This window comes from Pseudomonas sp. Tun-23181, assembly GCF_057415455.1.
In genome coordinates, this window is record NZ_CM171630.1 from 4924206 (window position 1) to 4946214 (window position 22009).

Sequence of the window (22009 nt, forward strand, 5' to 3'; positions counted from 1 at the left end):
CGCGCGCGACTGCCATGTCAGAAACCCTTCCCATCGGCTTGACCTACCTGTCGCCCGTCGGCAACTACGGTCGGCAGAACACCCAGGCACTCGGGGGCGTCAGCCACCTGTGGCAGGATTTTTTCGCCCGCGCCCTGGCCGAGCAGCAAGGGCAGGAGGCAGACCCCGCCCGCCAGGCCCTGGAGCAGTACGACGAGCGAAGCGGTGAGCCGATCGGTGGCGTGCAGGCCCTGGCGCAGATCCGCCTCCAGCGCGCATGCGACGTGCAGGACAGGGAGGTCAAGCCGCCCGAGCCGCTGTTCCTGCCCAAGGCCGAATTCGAACCGCAACTGCTGGAAAAGGCCCCCGAGCCCTTCAGCACCGCCGAGCTGATCGAGCAGCAGCGTCAGCTCGACCTGAACAACAGCTGGCTGCGCCCGGTAGTCATGAGCCAGGGCCATCCCCTCCCAGAGCCTGGGCCGGCGCCGTCGCCACGCCCGCTGTTCCTGCCCATCGCCGAATTCGAGATGGAACTGCTGGACAAGGCCCCGGAACCCTACGACGAAACCACCCTGGCCCAGCAGCAGAACGACCTGGCGTTCGACACCCACTGGGCGCGCCCGGTGGTGCTGAACAACGTCCGCCTGCACGCCTGAGTTCAGCGGCAGACCTGCCAGAACCCCATGTCCAGGTGAAAATGGTTATGGTGCGCGGCGTTGTAGTCGGGCCCCAGCACCGTGTTGAAGCTGTCGCAGGCAGCGTCCCGCACCTGGCGTAGAAACGCTGCCTTCTGCCCGTCCCCCTGCCAGTCGCGCGCCAGCACGATGCGCTGGCCATCGCCCAGGCGAAAGCCGCTGATGTCCAGCGCATCGGCCGTGGCATGCTGGCTCAGGCGCCCCTGCTTGCGGTGATAGACGTTGCGGCAGGCGAAGCTGCCCAGGTGATCCACCTGCACCACGGGTTGGCCGAACACCCGCTGCGCCGCAGGTTGCAAGCCATGGGTCTCGAACAGCGCATAAGCCACCGCCAACGGGCAGGAGGCCAGGAAACTACTGCTCAGCCGCGCCTGGCCGCCTTCGATGCGCAAGACATTTTGCAACGGACAGGAGGCCGTCGCCGGGCTGTCCGCCTGTGGGCGATAGCGCAGGGCAGAGGTCGCCAGCACCTGGCGGCACAAGCCGGGATCGTCGCGCAGGCGCGATAGCTTGTAGGGCGTCAGCAGGTTCGGCGGCTGGCGCACGTCCAGCGCTGCCCAGGGGTTCCATGACGCAGGCGGCCGCCAGCCGAGGTACCAGGCCAGGCCCGCTACCAACAGCAGGCCGCCCAGCAGTACTGGCGCTGCGCGCATGCGGCCTCAGCGGCGGAACAGGTCGTTGAGCTGGGCGAACGGCAGCGCCTGCTCGCCATAACCGAAGGTGCCCTGGTCGCGAATCTCCATTGCCGCCTGCCGCAATGCCCCCAATGCCGCCCGGGCCAGCGACGAACCGACGCTGATGCGCCGCACGCCCAGGTCCTGCAACTGGTTCACGCCCAGCGGCACCCCGGGCATGCCCATCAGTACGTTCACCGGCTTTGGCGCCACCGCCTGGACCACCGCCCGGATCTCGTCGACGCTGCGCAGCCCCGGGGCATACAGCACGTCTGCGCCTGCCTCGGCATAGGCCTGCAGGCGCCGGATGGTGTCGTCCAGGTCCAGGCGCCCATGCAGCAGGTTCTCGGCACGGGCACAGAGGGTGAAGGGGAAGGGGAGCTCGCGCGCGGCCTGCACTGCGGCGCGTACCCGCTCGACCGCCAGGGCGAAGTCGTAGATCGGCGTATCGCTGCGCCCCGTGGCATCTTCGATCGAGCCGCCCACCAGGCCGGCCTCGGCAGCACGGGCGATGGCCAGGGCGCAGTCCTGCGGCAGGTCGCCGAAGCCATTTTCCAGGTCGGCGGCCACTGGCAGCGCAGTGGCGTCGACGATCGCCCTGGCGTTCTCCAGGGTTTCGTCCAGGGTCAGGGCGCCTTCCGCATCCGGTCGCCCCAGGCTGAACGCCAGGCCCGCGCTGGTGGTGGCGAGTGCTTCGAAGCCCAGGCTGGCCAGCAGCCGCGCAGAGCCTGCGTCCCATGGGTTGGGAATGACGAAGGTGCCTTCACGTTCGTGCAGTGCCTTGAAGGCTTCGGCTCGCAGGGTTTGCACATCCATGGTCATAACCTCCGGCAGATGAAGGAGTCGTCAGAGTAGCCCCAGTTGTTCGACCTCTGGAGCGCGCGGCAATTCCGGCAGCGGGGCAAGGCCAGGCAGGCGCGCCATCAGGCGCTGGTGAAAACGCTGGGCGAGGGCGGCGGCCAGGCGGTTGTCGGCGGTGTGCAGGAACACGTAGGGGCTGCGCCCTTCCTCGATCCAGGCAGCGACTTTTTCCACCCAGGGGGTAAGGAAGCTTTCGTTGGCCTCCAGCTCCGGATGGCCGATGAAGCGCACTTGGGGAGACTGGCTGAACGCCGCAGGGCGCGGCGGTACCCGTGGTTTCTTGGCTTGCGCATGCAACACGCCCGCCTCGCGCGAGGTGCAGCTGAACAGCGCACGCGGATCCAGGCAAATGCGCTCCACACCCCGTTCGTGCAGCAGGCGATTGAGCTGGCGCTCCTCCTCGCCACGGGCGAAGAAGGCGTCATGGCGCACTTCGACGGCCAGCGGCTTGCCGATCCGGTCGAGAAAGTGGCTCAGTTCGGCGAGGCGCGATGGGCCGAACAGCGCCGGCAACTGCAGCCAGTAGGGTGAAACGCGCTCGCCCAGCGGTGCCAGCAGGCGGGTGAAGTCGATCGCCGACTCCAGCTGTTCGCCCAGGTCCCCCGCATGGCTGACATCACCCGGAAACTTGGCGGTGAAGCGAAAGTGTGCCGGCATGACCTGGGCCCAGCGTTGCACCGTGGCAGGGGCAGGGCGGGCATAGAAGGTGGTGTTGCCTTCGACGGCATTGAAGACCTGGCTGTACAGGCCGAGGTATTCGGTGGGACGGGCATCGGCGGGGTAGAGGTAGTCGCGCCAGGCGTTTTCGCTCCAGGAGGGACAACCGAGGAAATAAGGCAGAGGCGATGGATTCATGCCTCAAATGTACAGGTCCAGCCCCTCTACTTCCATCTCCCAGTCGGTGAAGCCGGCCGTGGCCAGGTAACTGGCCAGGGCGGTGGCGGTGCGCCGGTCACGGGCACGCGGGAAGATCATGTCCTGCTGGCGCGCCGGCAGGCCGCCCGGGCGGCGATTGACGCGGTTCGGCTGGGAGGCTTCGGCTTCGTCGAGCAGTTCGGCGTCCTCGATCGACTCGTCGCGCACAGGGGCCTGGCGCGGCGGGCGCCGGATCGGATAGGACTGCGAGGAGAAGCCGTCGATACGCATGAATGGGCACTCAGGGTCAGTGATGGCAATTTAGCAGCATCAGAGATCCGTCGCTAATGCCCGATTGATAACTGGACCACAGTTCGCGCAAAAGGTTTTATCGTCATCGGCGATAGCCGACGAACAGCGCTCAACGCGCCTTGGGCGTGGCTACATTATCGCGCAGGTAGACCGGCTGCGCCTGCTCGGCGCTGATCGCCTCGCCACGGGCCCAGGCAAAACCGGCCAGGCCGAGGATGTCCAGGGCATTGGGCAGCCGGCTGGCGTCGCTGGCATTCACCGCGGCGCCCAGCCGTTCGGCGTAGCCCCAGCCGCTCCCGGCGCCGAACCACTGGCCGCTGGCGCCTTGCGGCAACGCCGCCCGCTCCGGCGCCAGCACCGCCTCCTGGCCGACCAGGCGCATCTCGCCGTCGCAGGCCTGGTAGCAGCCCCAATACACCTCGTCCATGCGCGCATCGATGGCCGCGGCCACCTGCTGTGCGCCTCGCTCGCGCAGGGCGCCCTGGGCCAGCGCGGCCAGGTTGGACACCGGCAACACTGGACGCTCGAGGGCGAACGCCAGGCCCTGGACCACGCCGATGGCGATGCGCACGCCGGTGAACGCGCCTGGGCCACGGCCGAAGGCGATGGCGTCCAGGGCGTTGAGAGCCACGCCGGACTCGGCCAGCAACTGCTTGATCATCGGCAGCAGCTTCTGCGCATGCAGCCGTGGGATCACCTCGTAGTGGCTGGTCACCTTGCCGTCATGCAGCAGGGCGACGGAACAGGCTTCGGTGGCGGTATCCAGGGCCAGCAAGGTGGTCATCGAACGGTATTCCAGGCGAGAGGTGAAAGAGCGGCAGTATAAACGACAACGGCCCGCAAGCGGGCCGTCGTGAAGTTGCGAGGCGAATCAGCTCAGGGCTGCCAGCACCTTGTCGGTGATGGCTTCGACCGAGCCGACGCCTTCGATGTGGCTGTACTTCGGCTTGCCGCCGTTGGCGGCCGACAGCTTCTGGTAGAAGTCCACCAGCGGCTTGGTCTGGCTGTGGTAGACCGACAGGCGATGACGTACGGTCTCTTCCTTGTCGTCGTCGCGCTGGATCAGGTCTTCGCCAGTGACGTCGTCCTTGCCTTCCACTTTGGGCGGGTTGTACTGGATGTGGTAGGTACGGCCCGAGGCCAGGTGCACGCGACGGCCGGCCATGCGCCCGACGATCTCTTCGTCGTCGACGGCGATTTCGACCACGGCGTCGATCTCGACACCGGCGGCGACCATGGCTTCAGCCTGCGGAATGGTGCGTGGGAAACCGTCGAACAAGAAGCCCTTGGCGCAGTCGGGCTGGGCGATGCGTTCCTTGACCAGGCTGATGATCAGCTCGTCGGAGACCAGTTGGCCGGCATCCATGACTTTCTTGAGCTCCAGGCCCAGCGGGGTGCCGGCCTTGACGGCGGCACGCAGCATGTCACCGGTGGAGATCTGTGGAATACCGAACTTCTCGGTGATGAACTTTGCCTGAGTACCTTTACCGGCCCCGGGAGCTCCCAGCAGAATTACGCGCATCTTGTGCTCCTCATATTTTTCTATGTGAATCAACGGATTCGGCGCTCAGGGCCAACTCCGAAAAATCGGGTGAGACCGAAAATCGGTCAAAAGGCTGCTCAAGATACACAGCGCCCGGCAAGCAGACAAGCGCCGCCAGGTGGCAGGAAATCGCCACTTGCCCCCTGGGGGCGAGCGGGTTGCGCCCGGCGCAACCGGCTTCGCCTCCCTCGCTCGAAGGGCCTATGCCCCCCGGGCGCGACCCTGCTTGCGACACTTCAACCGGTGTTGCGCAGGCCAGCGGCGATCCCCGCCACGGTGACCAGCAAGGCTTGCTCCAACGGGCTGTCCAGAGCGGCTTCGCGGCTGCGCGAACGCGCCAGCAACTCGGCCTGGAGCAGGTGCAGCGGGTCCAGGTAGGTGTTGCGCAGGCTGATGAACTTCAGGGTCTCGGGGCTGTGCGCCAGTAGCACCGGCTGCCCGGTCAGCCCCAGCACGACCTGGCACGACTGCGACAATAGGTCGCGTAGATGCACCCCCAACGGACGCAGCTGCGGTTGCACCAGACGTTCGTCGTAGGCCTTGGCGATCTCGGCGTCGGCCTTGGCCAGGACCATCTCCAGCATGTCGATGCGCGTACGGAAGAACGGCCACTGTTCGCGCATCTGCTCCAGCAGCGTGCCCTGGCCACGTGCCAGCGCGTTGTTCAAGGCGGTCTCCCAGCCCAGCCAGGCCGGTAGCATCAGGCGCGTCTGGGTCCAGCCGAAGATCCAGGGGATGGCGCGCAGGCTCTCGATACCACCGGCGCGGCGCTTGGCCGGGCGGCTGCCCAGGGGCAGGCGGCCCAATTCCTGTTCTGGCGTGGACTGACGGAAATACTCGACGAAGTCCGGGTTCTCGCGCACCACGCCACGGTAGGCCTTGACGCCATCGGCGGCGAGTTGGTCCATCAGTTCGCGCCAGGCGGGTTGCGGTGGAGGAGGCGGCAACAGGGTGGCCTCGAGCACCGCGGCCAGGTACAGGTTGAGGTTCTGCTCGGCGATGCCCGGCAGGCCGAACTTGAAGCGGATCATCTCGCCCTGCTCGGTGGTGCGGAAACGCCCGGCCACCGAGCCCGGCGGCTGCGACAGGATCGCGGCGTGGGCCGGGCCGCCGCCACGGCCGACGGTGCCGCCACGGCCATGGAACAGCAGCAGTTCGACCTGGTGCTCGCGGCAGATGCGCACCAGCTCCTCCTGCGCCCGGTATTGGGCCCAGGCCGCTGCCGTGGTGCCGGCATCCTTGGCCGAGTCGGAGTAGCCGATCATCACCTCCTGCGGGCCACGCAGGCTGGCCCGGTAGCCCGGCAGGCCGAGCAGGCGCGCCATCACCGGGCCGGCGTTGTCCAGGTCGGCGAGGGTCTCGAACAGCGGTACCACGCGCATCGGCCGGGTCAGGCCGGCTTCCTTGAGCAGTAGCTGCACCGCCAGCACGTCCGAGGCCGAACCCGCCATGGAAATCACGTAGGAGCCCAGCGACGCCGCCGGTGCGGCGGCGATCTCGCGACAGGTGGCGAGCACCTCGGCGGTTTCGGCCTGGGGCTGGAAGTGCGCCGGCAGCAGGGGACGGCGGTTCTTCAGTTCGGCCTGGAGGAACTCGATGCGCTGCTCCTCGTCCCACTCGGCGTAGCGCCCCAGCCCCAGGTAGTCGGTGATCTCGGACAGCGCGTCACGGTGGCGGGCAGCGTCCTGGCGCACGTCCAGGCGCACCAGGAACAGGCCGAAGGTCACCGCCCGGCGCAGGCTGTCGAGCAACGGGCCATCGGCGATCACGCCCATGCCGCAGGCGTGCAGCGACTGGTAGCACAGCTCGAGCGGGGCGATCAGCTCGCGGTTGTCCACCAGCACCTCGGTGGTGACCGGCTGGCTGGCGCCCAGCGAAGCCTGGGCCCAGGCGCGGGTAGCCCGCAGGCGTTCGCGCAGTCGCTTGAGCAGGGTGCGGTAGGGCTCGGCGCTGTCGCCCACTTGTGCACGCAGGGCCTCGCTGGCCTGCTGCATGGACAATTCCGCGGCCAGGTAGTCGATGTCGCGCAGGAACAGGTCGGCCGCCATCCAGCGGGCCAGCAGCAGGACCTCGCGGGTCACCGCAGCAGTCACGTTGGGGTTACCGTCGCGGTCGCCGCCCATCCACGAGGCGAAGCGGACTGGCGCGGCCTCCAGCGGCAGGTGCAGGCCGGTGGCCTCGAACAGGGCCTTGTCGACCTTGCGCAGGTGGTTGGGAATGGCCTGCCAGAGCGAATGCTCGATCACCGCGAAGCCCCACTTGGCCTCGTCCACCGGGGTCGGCCGGCTGCGCCGGATCTCTTCGGTGTGCCAGGCCTCGGCGATCAGCCGGCGCAGGCGCTCACGCACCTGGCCGCGCTCGGCGGGCGTCAGGTCGCGATGATCCTGGGCCGCCAGTTGGCCGGCGATGGCGTCGTATTTCTGGATGAGGGTCCGGCGTGCCACCTCGGTGGGGTGGGCGGTGAGCACCAGCTGGATGTCCAGCTTGCCCAGTTGCCTGGCCAGGGCCTCGTCGCCGTGCCCGGCCTGCTTCAGGCGCGCCAGCAGCTCAGGTAGCACGCGTGCCTCGAAGGGCTCGGGGCGCCCAGCGTCGCGGCGCCGGATCAACTGGTACTGCTCGGCGATATTGGCCAGATTGAGGAACTGGTTGAAGGCCCGCGCCACCGGCAGCAGGTCGTCGTCGGCAAGGTCGGCGAGGGTCGAACTCAACTGTTCGGCCCCGCCTTGGCGGTCGGCCTTGGCACTGTGGCGGATGTCCTCGATCTTCTGCAGGAAGGCATCGCCATGCTGCTGGCGAATGGTTTCGCCGAGCAGCTCTCCCAACAGGTGGACATCCTCTCGCAAGCGTGCATCGATATCGGTCATCGGCCCTCTCTCCGGCGCGGTCGGCCCGCGCATCGCCCAGGAACTCTTGCCCAAGAGTGCCTACAGCGGGGCCGGCCTGGCAAGCCGGGCGATGGGGACAAGCGGCAAGCTGCAAGTAAAAGCGGCCCGTGCATGATTCGCTTGCCGCTCGAAGCTTGCGCTCAGCGACTAAAGTGAATGCAGGGCATCCCAGGCGATGCCTCATTTCAGGTTGCGTGCAGAGGTCATCATGAAAATCCGCGAACTCGTCCAGCGCTGGGAACAAGATGCCACGGGCCGGCTGAGCCCCACCGGGCACGTCCTGCATCTGGACCTGGAATCCGAGGCGCGCCTGGCCGCGCTGACCGAGATGTACCCCAAGCGCAGCACCGAGGAGCTGCTCGGCGAACTGGTCGCCGCGGCGCTCGAGGAATTGGAGGCCAGCTTCCCCTACGTCAAGGGCCAACAGGTGATCGCCACGGATGAAGAAGGCGACCCGTTGTACGAAGACATCGGCCCCACGCCACGCTTCCTGGCCCTGTCCCGGCGTCACCTGCAAGCCGCGCTGGGCAAGGCGGGCGAAGACAACCAGGGCTGAGTTCCAGCGGCGCGCCAGGCGCCCTGGATACCGCCGCGCGGCCTGGAAGTTCCCGGAAAAACACTGACTTGTCAGTCAGAAAAAGTCACCCGTTTTGGGTGATTTTTTCTGAACTATTCGAAAAACGCCTCAGTCACAGCCAATAGCCATCACGCTAAAACCCTGCACACCTGGCGTTGTGCACAGTTCGGCTGAGTGCTCGCGGATGACAGGGAAAGAGCGATGGAGTGCTACGGACATCGTCGTTATCAGGAGTGATCCAATGGAGCTGACCACCATGAAGACCCGCACGTTGAAACCTTCACCCACTCACCTGCGCGGGCTCAGGCTGGCTGCGCTGGCGCTGGGTAGCAGCCTGCTGCTGGCCGGCTGCGCGGGCAACCCGCCCACCGAGCAGTATGCCGTCACCCAGTCCGCGGTGAATTCCGCCGTCAGTGCCGGTGGCACCGAGTTCGCAGCGGTGGAAATGAAGGCGGCCCAGGACAAGTTCAAGCAGGCCGAGATCGCCATGCACGACAAGAAGTACGACGAAGCCAGGCGCCTGGCCGAACAGGCCGAGTGGGACGCCCGCGTCGCCGAACGCAAGGCGCAGGCCGCCAAGGCCGAGAAGGCCCTGCAGGATGCCCGCCAGGGTGTCCAGGACTTGCGTGAGGAAGGCCTGCGCAGCGCTGAATGAGCGTTGTCCCGCCACCTTGAGCCTTCGCTAACGATCAAAGGATGAACACTATGCGCAACTACGTCATGATTCCCGCCCTGCTGGCCCTGAGCGTAGGCCTGGCTGCCTGCTCCCATGACCCGAACCCGAACCTTGAGTCGGCCCGCACCAACTTCTCCGCGCTGCAGAGCGATCCGCAGGCCAGCAAGCTGGCGGCCCTCGAGACCAAGGACGCCCAGGACTGGCTGAACAAGGCCGACAAGGCCTACCTGGACCGCGAGGACGAGAAGAAGGTCGACCAACTGGCCTACCTGACCAACCAGCGCGTCGAAGTGGCCAAGCAGACCATCGCCCTGCGTTCGGCCGAGAACGAACTGAAGAATGCCTCTGCCCATCGCGCCCAGGCCCGCCTGGACGCCCGCGACGCGCAGATCCGCAAGCTGCAGGAGAGCCTCAACGCCAAGCAGACCGATCGCGGGACCTTGGTGACCTTCGGCGACGTGCTGTTCGACTTCAACAAGTCCGAACTCAAGAGCAGCGCCTTCCCCAACATCACCAAGCTCGCCCAGTTCCTCCAGGAAAACCCTGAGCGCAAGGTGATCGTCGAGGGTTACACCGACAGCGTCGGCTCGGCCAGCTACAACCAGGGCCTGTCCGAGCGCCGTGCCAACAGTGTGCGCATGGCGCTGGTACGCGCCGGGGTCGATCCGGCACGCATCGTCGCCCAGGGTTATGGCAAGGAATACCCGGTGGCCGATAACACCACCAACTCCGGCCGTGCCCAGAACCGTCGGGTGGAGGTGACCATCTCCAACGACAACCAACCGGTGCAGCCGCGTTCGGTGAGCCACGTGCGCTGAAGCTTGTAGCGCCTCGAAAGCGTGGGGCCGCGTTGCGGCCCTTTCGCGACACAAGGCCGCACCCACTGCATGACACATGCTTCGTGGGCATTGCCGGGGGCCTGTGGGGGCGAAGCGGCCTGGGATACCTCGATCACTGCACCTGCTGCGGCGTCTCCTGCCCCATGCAGCGGATCGCCCGCTTGCGGTTGTCCACCAGCACGCCGGTCAGGCCCTTCTGTTGGGTGTCGAACAGCACCAGCACGCCGTCGATGCACTGGGCGACCTGGGGAGCGGGGGCGAGGGAGACCTTGTAGTCCTCGCCGGGGATGGTCTTGAGCATGGTGTAGTCCTGCAGCAACAGGGCATCCTCGGGCTTGGCGAAATGCACGTAGCCGTAGTACCAGAGGGTCCCGACCGTCACGATGATGCTGCCGACGGCGGTCAGGATCAGCGGGATGGCGTTGCGTTCTTCACTCATTGCGCGTTCTTCTCGTCAGGGTAGTTGGGGACTTCGGCCAAGCGCCGAAGGCCGTTGAAATGGCTCGGATCGTCAAGAAAACGCAGCATCACCTGGCGCCACGTCGGGTCGGCGAAGGTCTGTACGTGGCCACCTCGGGTCAGTTGCAACACCCGTGGCGGGGGGGCGTGCTGGTACAGGCGGATGGCGTTGTCCATGGGCACCAGGTTGTCGTCGATGCTGTGGAAGAACAGCTTGGGCGGGCTGTCCAGGCGCTCGATCGAGCGGATCGCACTGTCACCGTCCGGAACCAGCCAGGACAACGGCACCTGCAACGGCCAGGTCAGCCAGGACGCCCCCAGGGCGAAGCGCCCCACCTCGCGGTAGCTGGCCGGCACACCGTCGAACACCAGCGCACTGAAACGCTGGCGTTGTTCGGGGTGGGCAGCCAGGTAATGGATGGCCATGGCCCCGCCCAGGCTCTGGCCCAGCAGCACCAGCGGCTTGCCCTCGACCTCGGGCGCCTTGTCGAGCCAGTCCAGGGCTGCGGCGATGTCCTGGTAGACATCCGGCAGGCGCGCCTTGCCCTGGGACAGGCCATAGCCGCGGTAATCGATCATCAGCACCTGGTAGCCCTGTTCCGGCAACCAGTAGCTGCCACCCAGGTGCCAGGCCAGGTTGCCGCCATTGCCGTGCAGGTGCAGCACCGTGCCCTTCACCTCGACCCCCGCCTTGGCCGGTAGCCACCAGCCGTGCAGGCGCACGCCGTCGGCGGTGACCAGCGACACCTCGCGAAAGGCCAGGCGCGCCTTCTCGGGGGTGAACGGCTGGCCCGGTTCCGGGTAGAACAGCAGGCTGCTGCAGCCGCCCACGCCGAGCAACAGCAGCCCCAGGCACAGGCCGCGGCAGGCGTCAGAGAATGTTCGCGTAGTCGGCTTCAATACGGTCCAGGCTCAGGTGGTTGAGGAAGTTGGAGAAGCACATCCAGGCCGACAGCGCATTGAGGTCGCGGAACTGCTCCGGCAGGTACTTGGGCGGCTCCACCAGGCCTTCCTCGACCAGCTGGCGCAGGGTACGCATGTCTTCCAGGGTGGTCTTGCCGCAGAACAACAGGGGGATCTGCTCCAGCTTGCCCTTCTTCACGGCCAACTGAATGTAGTTGTAAACCATGATGAAGCCCTTGAGGTAGGACAAGTCCTTGGTGAACGGCAGGCCATCGGGCACCGAGCCACGGAACACCCGGCTCGCGTTGCTGTAGCTCTGCGCCATCTCGAAGCCCTGGCCACGGAAGAACTCGTAGACCTGCAGGAAGTCCGCGCCTTCCTCGACCATGTGGATGGCCCGGGTGCGGTTGGTCAGCTTGCGCAGGCGGCTGGGGTAGGAGGCGAAGGCGATCACCTCCATGAGGATGGCCAGGCCCTCCTGGGTCACGGTCGAGGAGGGCGGCCCCTTGGCCAGGAAGGTGCAGATCGGCTGGTTGAGGCCGTTGAGGGTGGTGCCCACGTGCACCAACCCCTCGTGCACCTCCAGGGCGCGCACGTCGCGATTGTTGAACAGGGCGTCGGCGCGCACCTTGATGTAGTCGGCACCGGCCGCGGCATCGGCGACGATGCCGTCGGACTCGAACACGCGGATGGTCTCTTCGGCCTCGCCGAACACCTTGTTCAGCCGTCGCTGGAGGATCTCCACGGCTTCCTTGGCGGTCAGGTTCTTCGGCTCGTCCTTGAGGTCGCCGCGGCCGTCGATGTTGTTGAGGTAGTCCGAGAGCATCAGGCCCAGGTCGGCGAGCGTCGGGTCGCCGGCATGGAAGGCATCGGAGGCCGCGCCATACAGCTCCTGGGAGATCAGGCCGAAGTCTTCGGTGCCGCGCGCCTCGAGCATGCGCACCACCATGCGGTACTCCTTGCACATCCGCCGCATGATCTGGCCGACCGGATTGAACTGGCCGAGCTGGCGGGTGATGTCACGCTCGATGCTCTGGAATTCCGACTTCACCGCGGCGGAGTCGAACGACAGGGGCCGCCCCTGGTAGTAGGCACGGTCCACCGCAGGCGGCTCCTTGCCCTTGGCCTTGAGGAAGCCCTGGCGGATGTTGTCGTCCCACTTCACCGCATCGAGTACGCGGATGGGGGTCTGCGCCGCGACGATGCGATCGGACAGCGTGCGTATGGTCTGCTGGTACTCGTCCACCCCGGGACTCCTTGCTCGGATCGCTTATCTGCCCACGCGCTGGAAACGCGCCACTTCGACGAACAGGTCGGAATTGGCCGGATCGTCCAGGTAGGCCAGGACCCGCTCCGCCGGGCTGTCGATCAGCACGCCCGGGCCGTTGTCCTCCAGCCCCTCGGTGCTGCGCCCGCTCAGTTCCTTCTGCCCCACCGCCTCCTGGACCTGGTCGACATCGAGGTTGTAGACCACCAGTTCCTTGCCGTCGATCACTTCGAAACCGCCGATCAGGAAGTTGCCACCCAGGCGCTTGGGCACGCCTGCCGACAGGTACCAGCGGTTGCCATGGCGGGAGACGGTGAAGACGTATTCCTCGGGGGCCTTGCCCTTGGCCGTGGCCACTGCCCGGTAGGCATCGGCGCCGCTGCGGCTGATGGCCAGTGTCAGGGGCTCGCCCCAGGCGTCCTTGCTGCTCCATTTGCCGAGCAGTTCCCTGGGCGCGGCCTGGTTGCTGGGCAAGGGTTCGTGGAAGGTCACCAGACAGCCGCCCAGCAGCAGGAATGACAAGGTCAACAACACCACACGCCAGGCTTTCATCGGGTTCTCCTTGAAAAGGTCGGGGCCAGCCCGGGCCGCTCGCAGCTCAGGCCGATGCCAGCACCAGATGCAGGTACCGGGTAAGGATAGCGAGCATCTGCCCATCGGCTTGAGAATTCGCGTCCTTGAGCAGGCACTGATATTCCATCTGCTCGATTATCGCCGTCAACATCTGGGCATCCTGCTCGGGATGGCGCGACCCGACGACCTGGAGCATCTGCCGCGCACCCTGCAGGAGGATCTGCTCGTGGGCACACACCAGCTCGGCCAGGCGCGGGCACAGCAGCGCCTCCTGGCGGAAGGCCTGCTCGGCCATGAGGAAGTCGCGGCGGCTGTGGAACTGGCGGCTGACGTAGTCGGCGGTCATGCGTGCCACCTCGTCGGCCAAGCGTGCACGCGACTGCGGGCTGCCGTCGCCCTGGGCGAGCAACTGGCGCAATACCACCTCGGTATTGGCCCACAGCTTGGCCATGTACGCGGCGCTGCGCTCGACGTACTGGGCGAAGGTATCGGTGAGCAGGTCCTCGATGTCCTTGAAGTAGTAGGTGGTGGCCGATAGTGGCACTCCCGCCTCGGCGGCCACCGCCCGGTGGCGCACGCCACGCACGCCATCGCGCACGACGATGCGCATGGCGGCGTCGAGAATCTGCTGGCGGCGCTGTTCGCTGCCCTGGCGGGCGGTCTTGCGCCCTTGGTACTGCACGCTTTCGGCGACGGCGGTGGCCACGCCTGCCGCGCCTTGTTGGGCCATTGCGGGTGTCACGTCGGGTACCTCTGAATGTGGAAGCGGTGGGATGCAAGCTGCAAGCGGCAAGCTACAAGAAAAAGCCTGTGCACAGAGCCGGGGCTGCCTTGCAGCCCATCGCTGGCAAGCCAGCTCCCACAAGGACCGCGCTGCTCTTGAGGTCTGCGCCGAACCATGTGGGGGCCTGCCGGCGATAGGGCAGCGAAGTGGCCCCAAATGACAGCTGGAAATCTTAACTGACCGGCGCGGTGCATGCCGAATGGCGCTTTCCTGTGGCGTGCAGCTTGTCGCTTGTCGCCCAAAGAAAAGCCGCCTCGAAAGGCGGCTTGTTCAGGATGCTCAGGCCTGTGGACGCATGTGCGGGAACAGGATCACATCGCGGATCGACGGCGAGTTGGTCAGCAGCATCACCAGGCGGTCGATGCCGATGCCTTCGCCGGCGGTCGGCGGCATGCCGTACTCCAGGGCGCGGACGAAGTCGGCGTCGTAGTGCATGGCTTCGTCGTCGCCGGCGTCCTTCTCGGCCACCTGGGCCATGAAGCGCTCGGCCTGGTCCTCGGCGTCATTGAGCTCGGAGTAGGCATTGGCGATCTCGCGGCCACCGATGAACAGCTCGAAACGGTCGGTGACGCTCGGATTCTGGTCGTTGCGACGGGCCAGCGGCGAGACTTCGAACGGATACTCGGTGATGAAGGTCGGCTGCTCCAGCTTGCTCTCCACCAACTCCTCGAAAATCATCACCTGCAGCTTGCCCAGGCCCTCGTGGCCCAGCACCTTGGCGCCGGCTCGCTTGGCGATTTCACGGGCCTTGTCGACGTCCTGCAGGTCGGCCTCGGTGATGTCCGGGTTGTACTTGAGGATGGCCTCGAGCACGGTCAGGCGGGCGAATGGCTCGCCGAAATGGAACACCTTGTCGCCGTACGGCACGTCGGTGCTGCCCAGGACCAGCTGCGCCAGCTCGCGGAACAGCTCCTCGGTGAGGTCCATGTTGTCCTTGTAGTCGGCATAGGCCTGGTAGAACTCGAGCATGGTGAACTCGGGGTTGTGCCGGGTCGAGACGCCTTCGTTGCGGAAGTTGCGGTTGATCTCGAACACCTTCTCGAAGCCGCCGACCACCAGGCGCTTGAGGTACAGCTCCGGCGCGATGCGCAGGAACATGGCCATGTCCAGGGCGTTGTGATGGGTCTCGAACGGCTTGGCCGCGGCGCCGCCGGGGATGGTCTGCAGCATCGGCGTCTCGACTTCGAGGAAGTCACGCTTGGCCAGGAAGTTGCGGATGTGCGAGATCACCTGGGAACGCACGCGGAAGGTCTTGCGGGTGTCCTCGTTGACCATCAGGTCGACGTAGCGCTGGCGGTAGCGCTGCTCGGTGTCGGTCAGGCCGTGGTGCTTGTCTGGCAGTGGGCGCAGCGACTTGGTCAGCAGGCGCACGTCGGTCATCTCGACGTACAGGTCACCCTTGCCGGAACGGGCCAGGGTGCCTTCGGCGCTGATGATGTCGCCCAGGTCCCAGGTCTTGACCGCGGCCAGGGTTTCTTCCGGCAGGGTCTTGCGGTTGACGTAGACCTGGATGCGCCCGGTCATGTCCTGGATGACCATGAACGAGCCACGGTTGAGCATGATGCGGCCGGCGACCTTGACCGGGATCGCTGCAGCTTCCAGCTCTTCCTTGGTCTTGTCGACGTACTGCTTCTGCAGGTCGTCGCAATAGCTGTCGCGGCGGAAGTCGTTGGGGAAGGCCTGGCCCTTGGCGCGCTCGGCGGCAAGTTTTTCCTTGCGCAGGGCGATCAGGGCGTTTTCTTCCTGTTGCAGGTCTTGCGGTGCGGTGTTGAGGTCGCTCATGTCGTCAATCTTTCCATCACGGGTTCGTTGCCCCTGCCAGGCAGGGATCGCGGCGCTTCGGTGGCCTGGGCAGGCCCGCTCGGGGAACGGGCCGTAGCTTGCATCGCGGTATCGGTGTGCGGTTCAAAGCCCCTGCTTGAGGCTCGCTTCCAGGTATTGGTCGAGGTCGCCATCCAGGACCTTCTGGCAGTCGCTGCGCTCGACGCCGGTACGCAGGTCCTTGATACGCGAGTCATCGAGTACGTAGGAGCGGATCTGGTGGCCCCAGCCGATATCCGACTTGCTGTCTTCCAGCGCCTGCGAGGCGGCGTTGCGCTTTTGCATCTCCATCTCGTACAACTTGGCCCGCAGCATCTTCATGGCGGTGTCCTTGTTGGCGTGCTGGGAGCGTTCGTTCTGGCAACTGACCACGGTGTTGGTCGGCACGTGGGTGATACGCACTGCCGAATCGGTGGTGTTTACGTGCTGGCCACCGGCACCGGAGGAGCGGTAGGTATCGATGCGCAGGTCAGCCGGGTTGATCTCGATCTCGACCTTGTCGTCGATCTCGGGCGACACGAACACCGCCGAGAACGAGGTATGGCGACGGGCACCGGAGTCGAACGGGCTCTTGCGCACCAGGCGGTGCACGCCGATCTCGGTACGCAGCCAGCCGAACGCGTATTCGCCCTTGATGTGCACGGTGGCGCCCTTGATACCGGCGACTTCACCCTCGGACAGTTCCATGATGGTGGCGTCGAAACCGCGCTTGTCGGCCCAGCGCAGGTACATGCGCAGCAGGATGTTGGCCCAGTCCTGCGCCTCGGTACCACCGGAGCCGGCCTGGATGTCCAGGTAGGCGTTGTTCATGTCCATCTCGCCGCTGAACATGCGACGGAACTCAAGCTGTGCCAGGCGTTCTTCCAGGCCCTCCAGCTCGGTCACGACGTCGCCTACGGCGCCTTCGTCATTTTCCTCGACGGCCATGTCGAGCAGGTCCTTGCAGTCGGCCAGGCCGCCGGACAGTTTGTCCAGGGTCTCGACGACCTGCGCCAGCATGGCGCGCTCGCGGCCCAGCCCCTGGGCATATTCGGGCTTGCTCCAGACGGCAGGGTCTTCCAGTTCGCGGTTGACTTCGATCAGGCGGTCAGCTTTTTGATCGTAGTCAAAGATACCCCCGAATGGACTGGGAACGCTCGGTAAGGTCCTTGATGGTGTTCAGGATCGGTTGGATTTCCATGGGTGCGCGGCTCTCGTGCGAATTCGGTGAAAAGCCCGCGAGTATAACCGAGTATGAGGGGTGCCTCCCACCCCCACTTGTCCCGTGCCGCCGCTGCTGCGGGCTACTGGATTCGATAGGCCCGCATGAACAACCCGACCACTTCCCGCACATGCGCCTCGGCCTCATCTCCTTGCAGGGGCGGCGCGCAGCCCAGCAGCAGGCGATAGTCCGGCGCCCCCTTGACCAGGCAGAAGAAATGCTCGGCCGCGCGCCACGGGTTGTCGATGCGCAACAGCCCCCGCTCGCCGACGCAGCGCAGCAATGCCTCCATTTCACCCAGCACCCGCTTGGGCCCGGCTTCCCAGAAGTACTGGCCGAACCCTGGGTCCTGGCTGCCCAGGGCAATGATCAGCCGGCTCAGCTTGACCGACTCGTCGCTGCTGATCAGCGCGTGGAACCCCCGGGCGATGTTCAACAACACCTGCTCCAGCGGCACGCCTTCGGGCAGTTCGAAGATCAGGTCGGGCAACTGGGTCTGGCAGGTCGCCATGACCGCCGAACCGAACAGGGTCTGCTTGTCGGTGAAGTGGCTGTAGACGGTGAGCTTCGAAACACCTGCCGCCGCAGCGACCGCATCCATGCTGGTGTTGGCATAGCCAAGGCTGAGGAACAGCGTCTTGGCCGCTTCGAGGATGGCCTCGCGCTTGGCCAGGTCCTTGGGCCGGCCGGGGCCGATGGGTGCGTCGTTGGGCATTGGAATCCGTATCTGGTTGGAGGAGCGACCATCTTACCGGGTCGTGGGTCATACCGCTGCTCTGGATGTCGCGACGTCGTTGCGTTTTCGCCGCTGTGCCTGCTTCCACACCCCGCTTCCCTGACTTAATATACTCGCCAGTATAAATATTCGATGCGTTCCTTGCGAAAGGTCATTCACCATGTTGCGTCATGCCTTGCCCATCGCTCTGTCCGCCGCCGTGGCCCTGCTGCTGGCCGCCTGTGGCCAGGAAACCGCGGCACCGGCCGCCCCACGTCCGGCGCTGGTGGTCCAGCCCCAGCCAACCGGTGCCTCTGCCGACAGCTACCCGGGCGAGGTACGGGCGCGGTTCGAGCCGGAGCTGGCCTTCCGCATCGGCGGCAAGGTCAGCAAGCGCCTGGTGGAGGAGGGGCAGCGGGTCAAGGCCGACCAGCCGCTGGCCGAGCTCGACCCACAGGACGTGCGCCTGCAACTGGAGGCCAACCGCGCCCAACTGGCTGCCGCCGAGGCCAACCTGGCGCTGGTGCGTACCGAGCGTGACCGCTACCGGAAGCTGCTCGAGCGGCAGATGGTCAGCCGTTCCCAGTTCGACAATGCCGAGAACCTCTACCGCGCGGGGCTGGCGCGCCTGAAGCAGGCCCGTGCGGAGTTCGAAGTCGCCGGCAACCAGACCGAATACGCCGTGCTGCGCGCCCCCCAGGCAGGCGTCATCGCCAAGCGCCAGGTCGAGGTCGGCCAGGTGGTGGCGGCCGGGCAGACCGTGTTCACCCTGGCCGCCGACGGTGAGCGTGAGGTGGCCATCGGCCTGCCGGAGCAGCAGTTCGCCCGTTTTGCCGTGGGGCAGACGGTCAGCGTGGAGCTGTGGTCGCACCCCAACCAGCGCTACGAAGGGCGCATCCGCGAGCTGTCGCCGGCGGCCGACCCACGCTCGCGGACCTTCGCCGCGCGCATCGCCTTCACCTCGGCCAAGGCGCCGGCCGAACTGGGCCAGAGCGCCCGGGTATTCATCGCCCATGCCGAACGCTCGCCGTTGTCGGTGCCGCTCTCGGCCGTCACCGCCGAGCAGGGCCAGGCCTATGTCTGGCGGGTGAACAAAGACAGTCGGCTGGAGCGCGCGGTGGTTCGCCTCGGCCCCTACGGTGCCGATAGCGTGCCAGTGCTGGAGGGCCTGGCGGCGGACGACTGGGTGGTCGCCGCCGGTGGTCATGTGCTGCGCGAAGGCCAGCAGGTGCGGCCTGTGGACCGTAGCAACCGTGAAGTGAACCTGGCGGCCAAGGAGTAAGTCCCGATGGGTTTCAACCTTTCCGCCTGGGCGCTGCGCAACCGCCAGATCGTGCTGTTCCTGATGATCCTGCTGGCGGCGGTCGGTGCCATGTCCTACACCAAGCTGGGGCAAAGCGAGGATCCCCCCTTCACCTTCAAGGCCATGGTCATCCGCACCCTGTGGCCAGGGGCCACCGCCGAGGAGGTCTCGCGCCAGGTCACCGAGCGCATCGAGAAGAAGCTCATGGAAACCGGCGAATACGAGCGGATCGTCTCGTTCTCCCGGCCTGGCGAGTCCCAGGTGACCTTCATGGCCCGCGATTCCCTGCACTCCGATGCCATCCCCGAGCTCTGGTACCAGATCCGCAAGAAGGTCGCGGACATCCGCCACACCTTGCCGCCGGAGATCCAGGGGCCGTTCTTCAACGACGAGTTCGGCACCACCTTCGGCAATATCTACGCGCTGACCGGCAACGGTTTCGACTATGCCGTGCTCAAGGACTACGCCGATCGCATCCAGATCCAACTGCAGCGGGTCAAGGACGTGGGCAAGGTCGAGCTGGTCGGCTTGCAGGACGAGAAGATCTGGATCGAACTGTCGAACATCAAGCTGGCCACCCTCGGCGTGCCCCTGCAGGCGGTGCAGCAGGCGCTGCAGGAGCAGAACGCGGTCAGCACCGCAGGGTTCTTCGAGACCGCCAGCGAGCGCCTGCAGCTGCGGGTCAGCGGGCGTTTCGACAGTGTCGAGCAGATCCGCCAGTTCCCCATCCGTGTCGGCGACCGCACCTTGCGCATCGGCGATGTCGCCGAGGTGCACCGGGGGTTCAACGACCCTCCCGCGCCGCGCATGCGCTTCATGGGCGAGGATGCCATCGGCCTGGCGGTGTCGATGAAGGACGGCGGCGACATCCTGGTGTTGGGCAAGGCCCTGGAGGCGGAGTTCGCCCGCCTGGCGCGCAACCTGCCGGCGGGCATGGAACTGCGCAAGGTGTCGGACCAGCCCGCGGCGGTCAAGGCCGGGGTCGGCGAGTTCGTCCAGGTGTTGGTCGAGGCCCTGGCCATCGTCCTGCTGGTGAGTTTCTTCTCCCTGGGGCTGCGCACGGGCCTGGTGGTGGCGCTGGCGATCCCGCTGGTGCTGGCCATGACCTTCGCGGCCATGCACTACTTCGGCATCGGCCTGCACAAGATCTCCCTCGGCGCCCTGGTACTGGCGCTGGGCCTGTTGGTGGACGATGCGATCATCGCCGTGGAGATGATGGCGATCAAGATGGAGCAGGGCTTCGACCGGCTCAAGGCGGCCAGCTACGCCTGGACGAGCACGGCCTTCCCGATGCTCACCGGCACCCTGATCACCGCGGCGGGTTTCCTGCCGATCGCCACGGCGGCGTCGAGCACCGGCGAGTACACCCGGTCGATCTTCCAGGTGGTGACCATCGCCTTGCTCACTTCCTGGGTCGCCGCGGTGGTGTTCGTGCCCTACCTGGGCGAGCGGCTGTTGCCCGACCTGGCCAAGCGCCACGCAGCGCGCCAGGGCAGTGGCGCGCATGCGCCGGACCCGTACGCCACGCCGTTCTACCAGCGTGTGCGACGTGTGGTGGAATGGTGCGTGCGCCGGCGCAAGACGGTGATCGTGCTGACCATCGCCGCGTTCGTCGGCAGCATCCTGCTGTTCCGTTTCGTGCCGCAGCAGTTCTTCCCGGCCTCGGGGCGCCCCGAGCTGATGATCGACCTCAAGCTGGCCGAGGGCGCCTCCCTGAGCAACACCGCCGAGCAGGTCAAGCGCCTGGAAGCGCTGCTGCGCCAGCAGCAGGGCATCGACAACTACGTGGCCTATGTCGGCACCGGCTCGCCGCGCTTCTACCTGCCGCTGGACCAGCAGTTGCCAGCCGCCAGCTTCGCCCAGTTCGTGGTGCTGGCCAGGAGCCTGGAGGATCGCGAGACGCTGCGCAGTTGGTTGATCGCCACGCTCGACGAGCAGTTCCCCGACCTGCGCTCACGGGTCACGCGCCTGGAGAACGGCCCGCCGGTGGGTTATCCGGTGCAGTTCCGGGTCACCGGCGAGCATATCGAGAAGGTCCGTGCCCTGGCCCGCGAGGTGGCGGCCAAGGTTCGCGAGAACCCGCACCTGGTGAACGTCCACCTGGACTGGGAGGAGCCGAGCAAGGCGGTGTTCCTCGAGATCGACCAGGACCGGGCGCGGGCCTTGGGCGTGAGCACCGCGCACCTGTCGAGTTTCCTGCAGAGCTCGCTGACCGGCACCACGGTCAGCCAGTACCGCGAAGACAACGAACTGATCGAGATTCTCCTGCGCGGCACCCCGCAGGAGCGCAGCGAGCTGGGCAACCTGGGCAGCCTGGCCGTGCCCACCGACAACGGCCAGAGCGTGGCGCTGTCGCAGGTGGCGACCCTGGCGTACGGTTTCGAGGAAGGCATCATCTGGCACCGCAATCGCCTGCCGACGGTCACCGTGCGCGCCGATATCTACGGCAAGGAACAGCCGGCGACGCTGGTGCAGCAGATCCTGCCGACCCTGCAGCAGGTGCGCGACGCATTGCCGGATGGCTACCTGCTGGAGGTCGGTGGCACGGTGGAGGATGCCGAGCGCGGGCAGAAATCGGTGAACGCTGGCATGCCGCTGTTCATCGTGGTGGTGTTGAGCCTGCTGATGATCCAGCTGCGCAGTTTCTCGCGCACGGTGATGGTGTTCCTCACCGCGCCGCTGGGGCTGATCGGCGTGACCCTGTTCCTGTTGGTGTTCCGCCAGCCGTTCGGCTTCGTCGCCATGCTCGGCACCATCGCCCTGGCGGGGATGATCATGCGCAACTCGGTCATCCTGGTGGACCAGATCGAACAGGACATCGCCAGCGGCCTGGAGCGTTGGCAGGCGATCATCGAGGCCACGGTACGGCGTTTCCGGCCCATCGTGCTGACTGCCCTGGCGGCGGTGCTGGCGATGATCCCGCTGTCGCGCAGCGTGTTCTACGGGCCGATGGCGGTGGCGATCATGGGGGGGCTGATCGTGGCCACGGTGCTGACCCTGTTGTTCCTGCCGGCGCTATATGCGGCGTGGTTCAGGGTGCGGAAGGGGTAGCTGCAAGCTGCAAGTAAGAGCGGATCGCGGCGCGGT

At 66.3% G+C, this 22009-nt stretch carries 21 protein-coding genes; 6 read left to right on the plus strand and 15 right to left on the minus strand.

Annotated elements, in window-relative coordinates:
* Window positions 1-14 precede the first annotated feature (14 nt).
* Window positions 15-635, plus strand: a complete 621-nt coding sequence (locus ACDI39_RS23225) for an energy transducer TonB (RefSeq protein WP_225787295.1) — start codon at window positions 15-17, stop codon at window positions 633-635.
* Between the two features lie 2 nt (window positions 636-637).
* Here the strand turns inward: ACDI39_RS23225 and ACDI39_RS23230 are convergent, their stop codons facing one another.
* The 7 genes from ACDI39_RS23230 to ppc form a co-directional block, all read right to left on the minus strand.
* Window positions 638-1327, minus strand: coding sequence for an extensin-like domain-containing protein (locus tag ACDI39_RS23230; RefSeq protein WP_368815603.1), 690 nt, complete (start codon window positions 1325-1327; stop codon window positions 638-640).
* Between the two features lie 6 nt (window positions 1328-1333).
* Complete coding sequence (locus tag ACDI39_RS23235) at window positions 1334-2164, minus strand: isocitrate lyase/PEP mutase family protein (RefSeq protein WP_486537088.1); 831 nt, start codon at window positions 2162-2164, stop codon at window positions 1334-1336.
* 30 nt (window positions 2165-2194) lie between these two features.
* Window positions 2195-3064 carry a DUF72 domain-containing protein gene (locus tag ACDI39_RS23240; RefSeq protein ID WP_486537089.1) on the minus strand — a complete coding sequence of 290 codons (870 nt, stop codon included), beginning with the start codon at window positions 3062-3064 and terminating at the stop codon, window positions 2195-2197.
* 3 nt (window positions 3065-3067) lie between these two features.
* A complete protein-coding gene (locus tag ACDI39_RS23245) occupies window positions 3068-3355 on the minus strand; it encodes a hypothetical protein (RefSeq protein WP_225787299.1) in 288 nt (95 codons plus the stop codon).
* 130 nt (window positions 3356-3485) lie between these two features.
* Complete coding sequence (gene tsaB / locus ACDI39_RS23250) at window positions 3486-4160, minus strand: tRNA (adenosine(37)-N6)-threonylcarbamoyltransferase complex dimerization subunit type 1 TsaB (protein ID WP_486537090.1); 675 nt, start codon at window positions 4158-4160, stop codon at window positions 3486-3488.
* An 87-nt stretch (window positions 4161-4247) separates the two neighbouring features.
* Window positions 4248-4898: an adenylate kinase gene (gene adk, locus ACDI39_RS23255; protein WP_253079928.1), complete on the minus strand. Its 651-nt coding sequence runs from the start codon at window positions 4896-4898 to the stop codon at window positions 4248-4250.
* Between the two features lie 257 nt (window positions 4899-5155).
* A complete protein-coding gene (gene ppc, locus ACDI39_RS23260) occupies window positions 5156-7783 on the minus strand; it encodes a phosphoenolpyruvate carboxylase (protein WP_225787302.1) in 2628 nt (875 codons plus the stop codon).
* 229 nt (window positions 7784-8012) lie between these two features.
* Here ppc and ACDI39_RS23265 point away from each other — a divergent pair, with 229 nt between their 5' ends.
* The 3 genes from ACDI39_RS23265 to lptF all read left to right on the plus strand — a co-directional run bounded on the left by ACDI39_RS23265 (window position 8013) and on the right by lptF (window position 9875).
* A complete protein-coding gene (locus ACDI39_RS23265) occupies window positions 8013-8360 on the plus strand; it encodes a pilin assembly protein (protein ID WP_225787303.1) in 348 nt (115 codons plus the stop codon).
* Window positions 8361-8622: 262 nt separating this feature from the next.
* Window positions 8623-9036, plus strand: a complete 414-nt coding sequence (locus ACDI39_RS23270; protein WP_225787304.1) for a DUF4398 domain-containing protein — start codon at window positions 8623-8625, stop codon at window positions 9034-9036.
* Window positions 9037-9086: 50 nt separating this feature from the next.
* The gene (gene lptF, locus ACDI39_RS23275) at window positions 9087-9875 is read left to right on the plus strand and encodes a lipotoxin F family OmpA-related lipoprotein LptF (RefSeq protein WP_225787305.1); all 789 of its coding nucleotides are present in this window, start codon (window positions 9087-9089) and stop codon (window positions 9873-9875) included.
* A gap of 133 nt (window positions 9876-10008) precedes the next feature.
* Here the strand turns inward: lptF and ACDI39_RS23280 are convergent, their stop codons facing one another.
* From ACDI39_RS23280 to ACDI39_RS23315, 8 genes are all read right to left on the minus strand, one after another.
* Window positions 10009-10335: a PA3694 family proteiin gene (locus ACDI39_RS23280; protein WP_225787306.1), complete on the minus strand. Its 327-nt coding sequence runs from the start codon at window positions 10333-10335 to the stop codon at window positions 10009-10011.
* Window positions 10332-11255, minus strand: coding sequence for an alpha/beta hydrolase (locus ACDI39_RS23285; protein ID WP_253090624.1), 924 nt, complete (start codon window positions 11253-11255; stop codon window positions 10332-10334). Before ACDI39_RS23285 ends, ACDI39_RS23280 begins: the two co-directional genes overlap by 4 nt.
* Window positions 11227-12504, minus strand: coding sequence for a flavohemoglobin expression-modulating QEGLA motif protein (locus tag ACDI39_RS23290; RefSeq protein ID WP_225787308.1), 1278 nt, complete (start codon window positions 12502-12504; stop codon window positions 11227-11229). The genes ACDI39_RS23285 and ACDI39_RS23290 overlap by 29 nt, the downstream gene beginning before the upstream one ends.
* A gap of 24 nt (window positions 12505-12528) precedes the next feature.
* Window positions 12529-13077: a hypothetical protein gene (locus ACDI39_RS23295; RefSeq protein WP_225787309.1), complete on the minus strand. Its 549-nt coding sequence runs from the start codon at window positions 13075-13077 to the stop codon at window positions 12529-12531.
* A 46-nt stretch (window positions 13078-13123) separates the two neighbouring features.
* Complete coding sequence (locus ACDI39_RS23300) at window positions 13124-13828, minus strand: TetR/AcrR family transcriptional regulator (protein ID WP_225787310.1); 705 nt, start codon at window positions 13826-13828, stop codon at window positions 13124-13126.
* Between the two features lie 333 nt (window positions 13829-14161).
* Window positions 14162-15664 (minus strand): lysine--tRNA ligase, encoded by a 1503-nt coding sequence (gene lysS / locus ACDI39_RS23305; RefSeq protein WP_253079931.1) that lies wholly within the window; start codon window positions 15662-15664, stop codon window positions 14162-14164.
* Between the two features lie 123 nt (window positions 15665-15787).
* Window positions 15788-16883 (minus strand): peptide chain release factor 2 gene (gene prfB / locus ACDI39_RS23310; protein WP_225787312.1). Its coding sequence is split into 2 segments (ribosomal slippage): window positions 15788-16810 and window positions 16812-16883, totalling 1095 coding nucleotides; the frame shifts between segments, so codons are not numbered across the junction.
* 103 nt (window positions 16884-16986) lie between these two features.
* The gene (locus tag ACDI39_RS23315; RefSeq protein WP_225787313.1) at window positions 16987-17619 is read right to left on the minus strand and encodes a TetR/AcrR family transcriptional regulator; all 633 of its coding nucleotides are present in this window, start codon (window positions 17617-17619) and stop codon (window positions 16987-16989) included.
* Window positions 17620-17800: 181 nt separating this feature from the next.
* Here ACDI39_RS23315 and ACDI39_RS23320 point away from each other — a divergent pair, with 181 nt between their 5' ends.
* Window positions 17801-18901, plus strand: coding sequence for an efflux RND transporter periplasmic adaptor subunit (locus ACDI39_RS23320; protein ID WP_225787314.1), 1101 nt, complete (start codon window positions 17801-17803; stop codon window positions 18899-18901).
* Between the two features lie 6 nt (window positions 18902-18907).
* Window positions 18908-21973, plus strand: a complete 3066-nt coding sequence (locus ACDI39_RS23325) for an efflux RND transporter permease subunit (RefSeq protein ID WP_225787315.1) — start codon at window positions 18908-18910, stop codon at window positions 21971-21973.
* Window positions 21974-22009: the final 36 nt, after the last annotated feature.

Bases quoted from the DNA above. Each gene is read 5' to 3' on its own strand.
- ACDI39_RS23225 (WP_225787295.1), top strand. From the start codon at position 15: ATGTCAGAAACCCTTCCCATCGGCTTGACCTACCTGTCGCCCGTCGGC.
- ACDI39_RS23230 (WP_368815603.1), bottom strand. From the start codon at position 1,327: ATGCGCGCAGCGCCAGTACTGCTGGGCGGCCTGCTGTTGGTAGCGGGC.
- ACDI39_RS23235 (WP_486537088.1), bottom strand. From the start codon at position 2,164: ATGGATGTGCAAACCCTGCGAGCCGAAGCCTTCAAGGCACTGCACGAA.
- ACDI39_RS23240 (WP_486537089.1), bottom strand. From the start codon at position 3,064: ATGAATCCATCGCCTCTGCCTTATTTCCTCGGTTGTCCCTCCTGGAGC.
- ACDI39_RS23245 (WP_225787299.1), bottom strand. From the start codon at position 3,355: ATGCGTATCGACGGCTTCTCCTCGCAGTCCTATCCGATCCGGCGCCCG.
- tsaB (WP_486537090.1), bottom strand. From the start codon at position 4,160: ATGACCACCTTGCTGGCCCTGGATACCGCCACCGAAGCCTGTTCCGTC.
- adk (WP_253079928.1), bottom strand. From the start codon at position 4,898: ATGCGCGTAATTCTGCTGGGAGCTCCCGGGGCCGGTAAAGGTACTCAG.
- ppc (WP_225787302.1), bottom strand. From the start codon at position 7,783: ATGACCGATATCGATGCACGCTTGCGAGAGGATGTCCACCTGTTGGGA.
- ACDI39_RS23265 (WP_225787303.1), top strand. From the start codon at position 8,013: ATGAAAATCCGCGAACTCGTCCAGCGCTGGGAACAAGATGCCACGGGC.
- ACDI39_RS23270 (WP_225787304.1), top strand. From the start codon at position 8,623: ATGGAGCTGACCACCATGAAGACCCGCACGTTGAAACCTTCACCCACT.
- lptF (WP_225787305.1), top strand. From the start codon at position 9,087: ATGCGCAACTACGTCATGATTCCCGCCCTGCTGGCCCTGAGCGTAGGC.
- ACDI39_RS23280 (WP_225787306.1), bottom strand. From the start codon at position 10,335: ATGAGTGAAGAACGCAACGCCATCCCGCTGATCCTGACCGCCGTCGGC.
- ACDI39_RS23295 (WP_225787309.1), bottom strand. From the start codon at position 13,077: ATGAAAGCCTGGCGTGTGGTGTTGTTGACCTTGTCATTCCTGCTGCTG.
- ACDI39_RS23300 (WP_225787310.1), bottom strand. From the start codon at position 13,828: ATGGCCCAACAAGGCGCGGCAGGCGTGGCCACCGCCGTCGCCGAAAGC.
- lysS (WP_253079931.1), bottom strand. From the start codon at position 15,664: ATGAGCGACCTCAACACCGCACCGCAAGACCTGCAACAGGAAGAAAAC.
- ACDI39_RS23315 (WP_225787313.1), bottom strand. From the start codon at position 17,619: ATGCCCAACGACGCACCCATCGGCCCCGGCCGGCCCAAGGACCTGGCC.
- ACDI39_RS23320 (WP_225787314.1), top strand. From the start codon at position 17,801: ATGTTGCGTCATGCCTTGCCCATCGCTCTGTCCGCCGCCGTGGCCCTG.
- ACDI39_RS23325 (WP_225787315.1), top strand. From the start codon at position 18,908: ATGGGTTTCAACCTTTCCGCCTGGGCGCTGCGCAACCGCCAGATCGTG.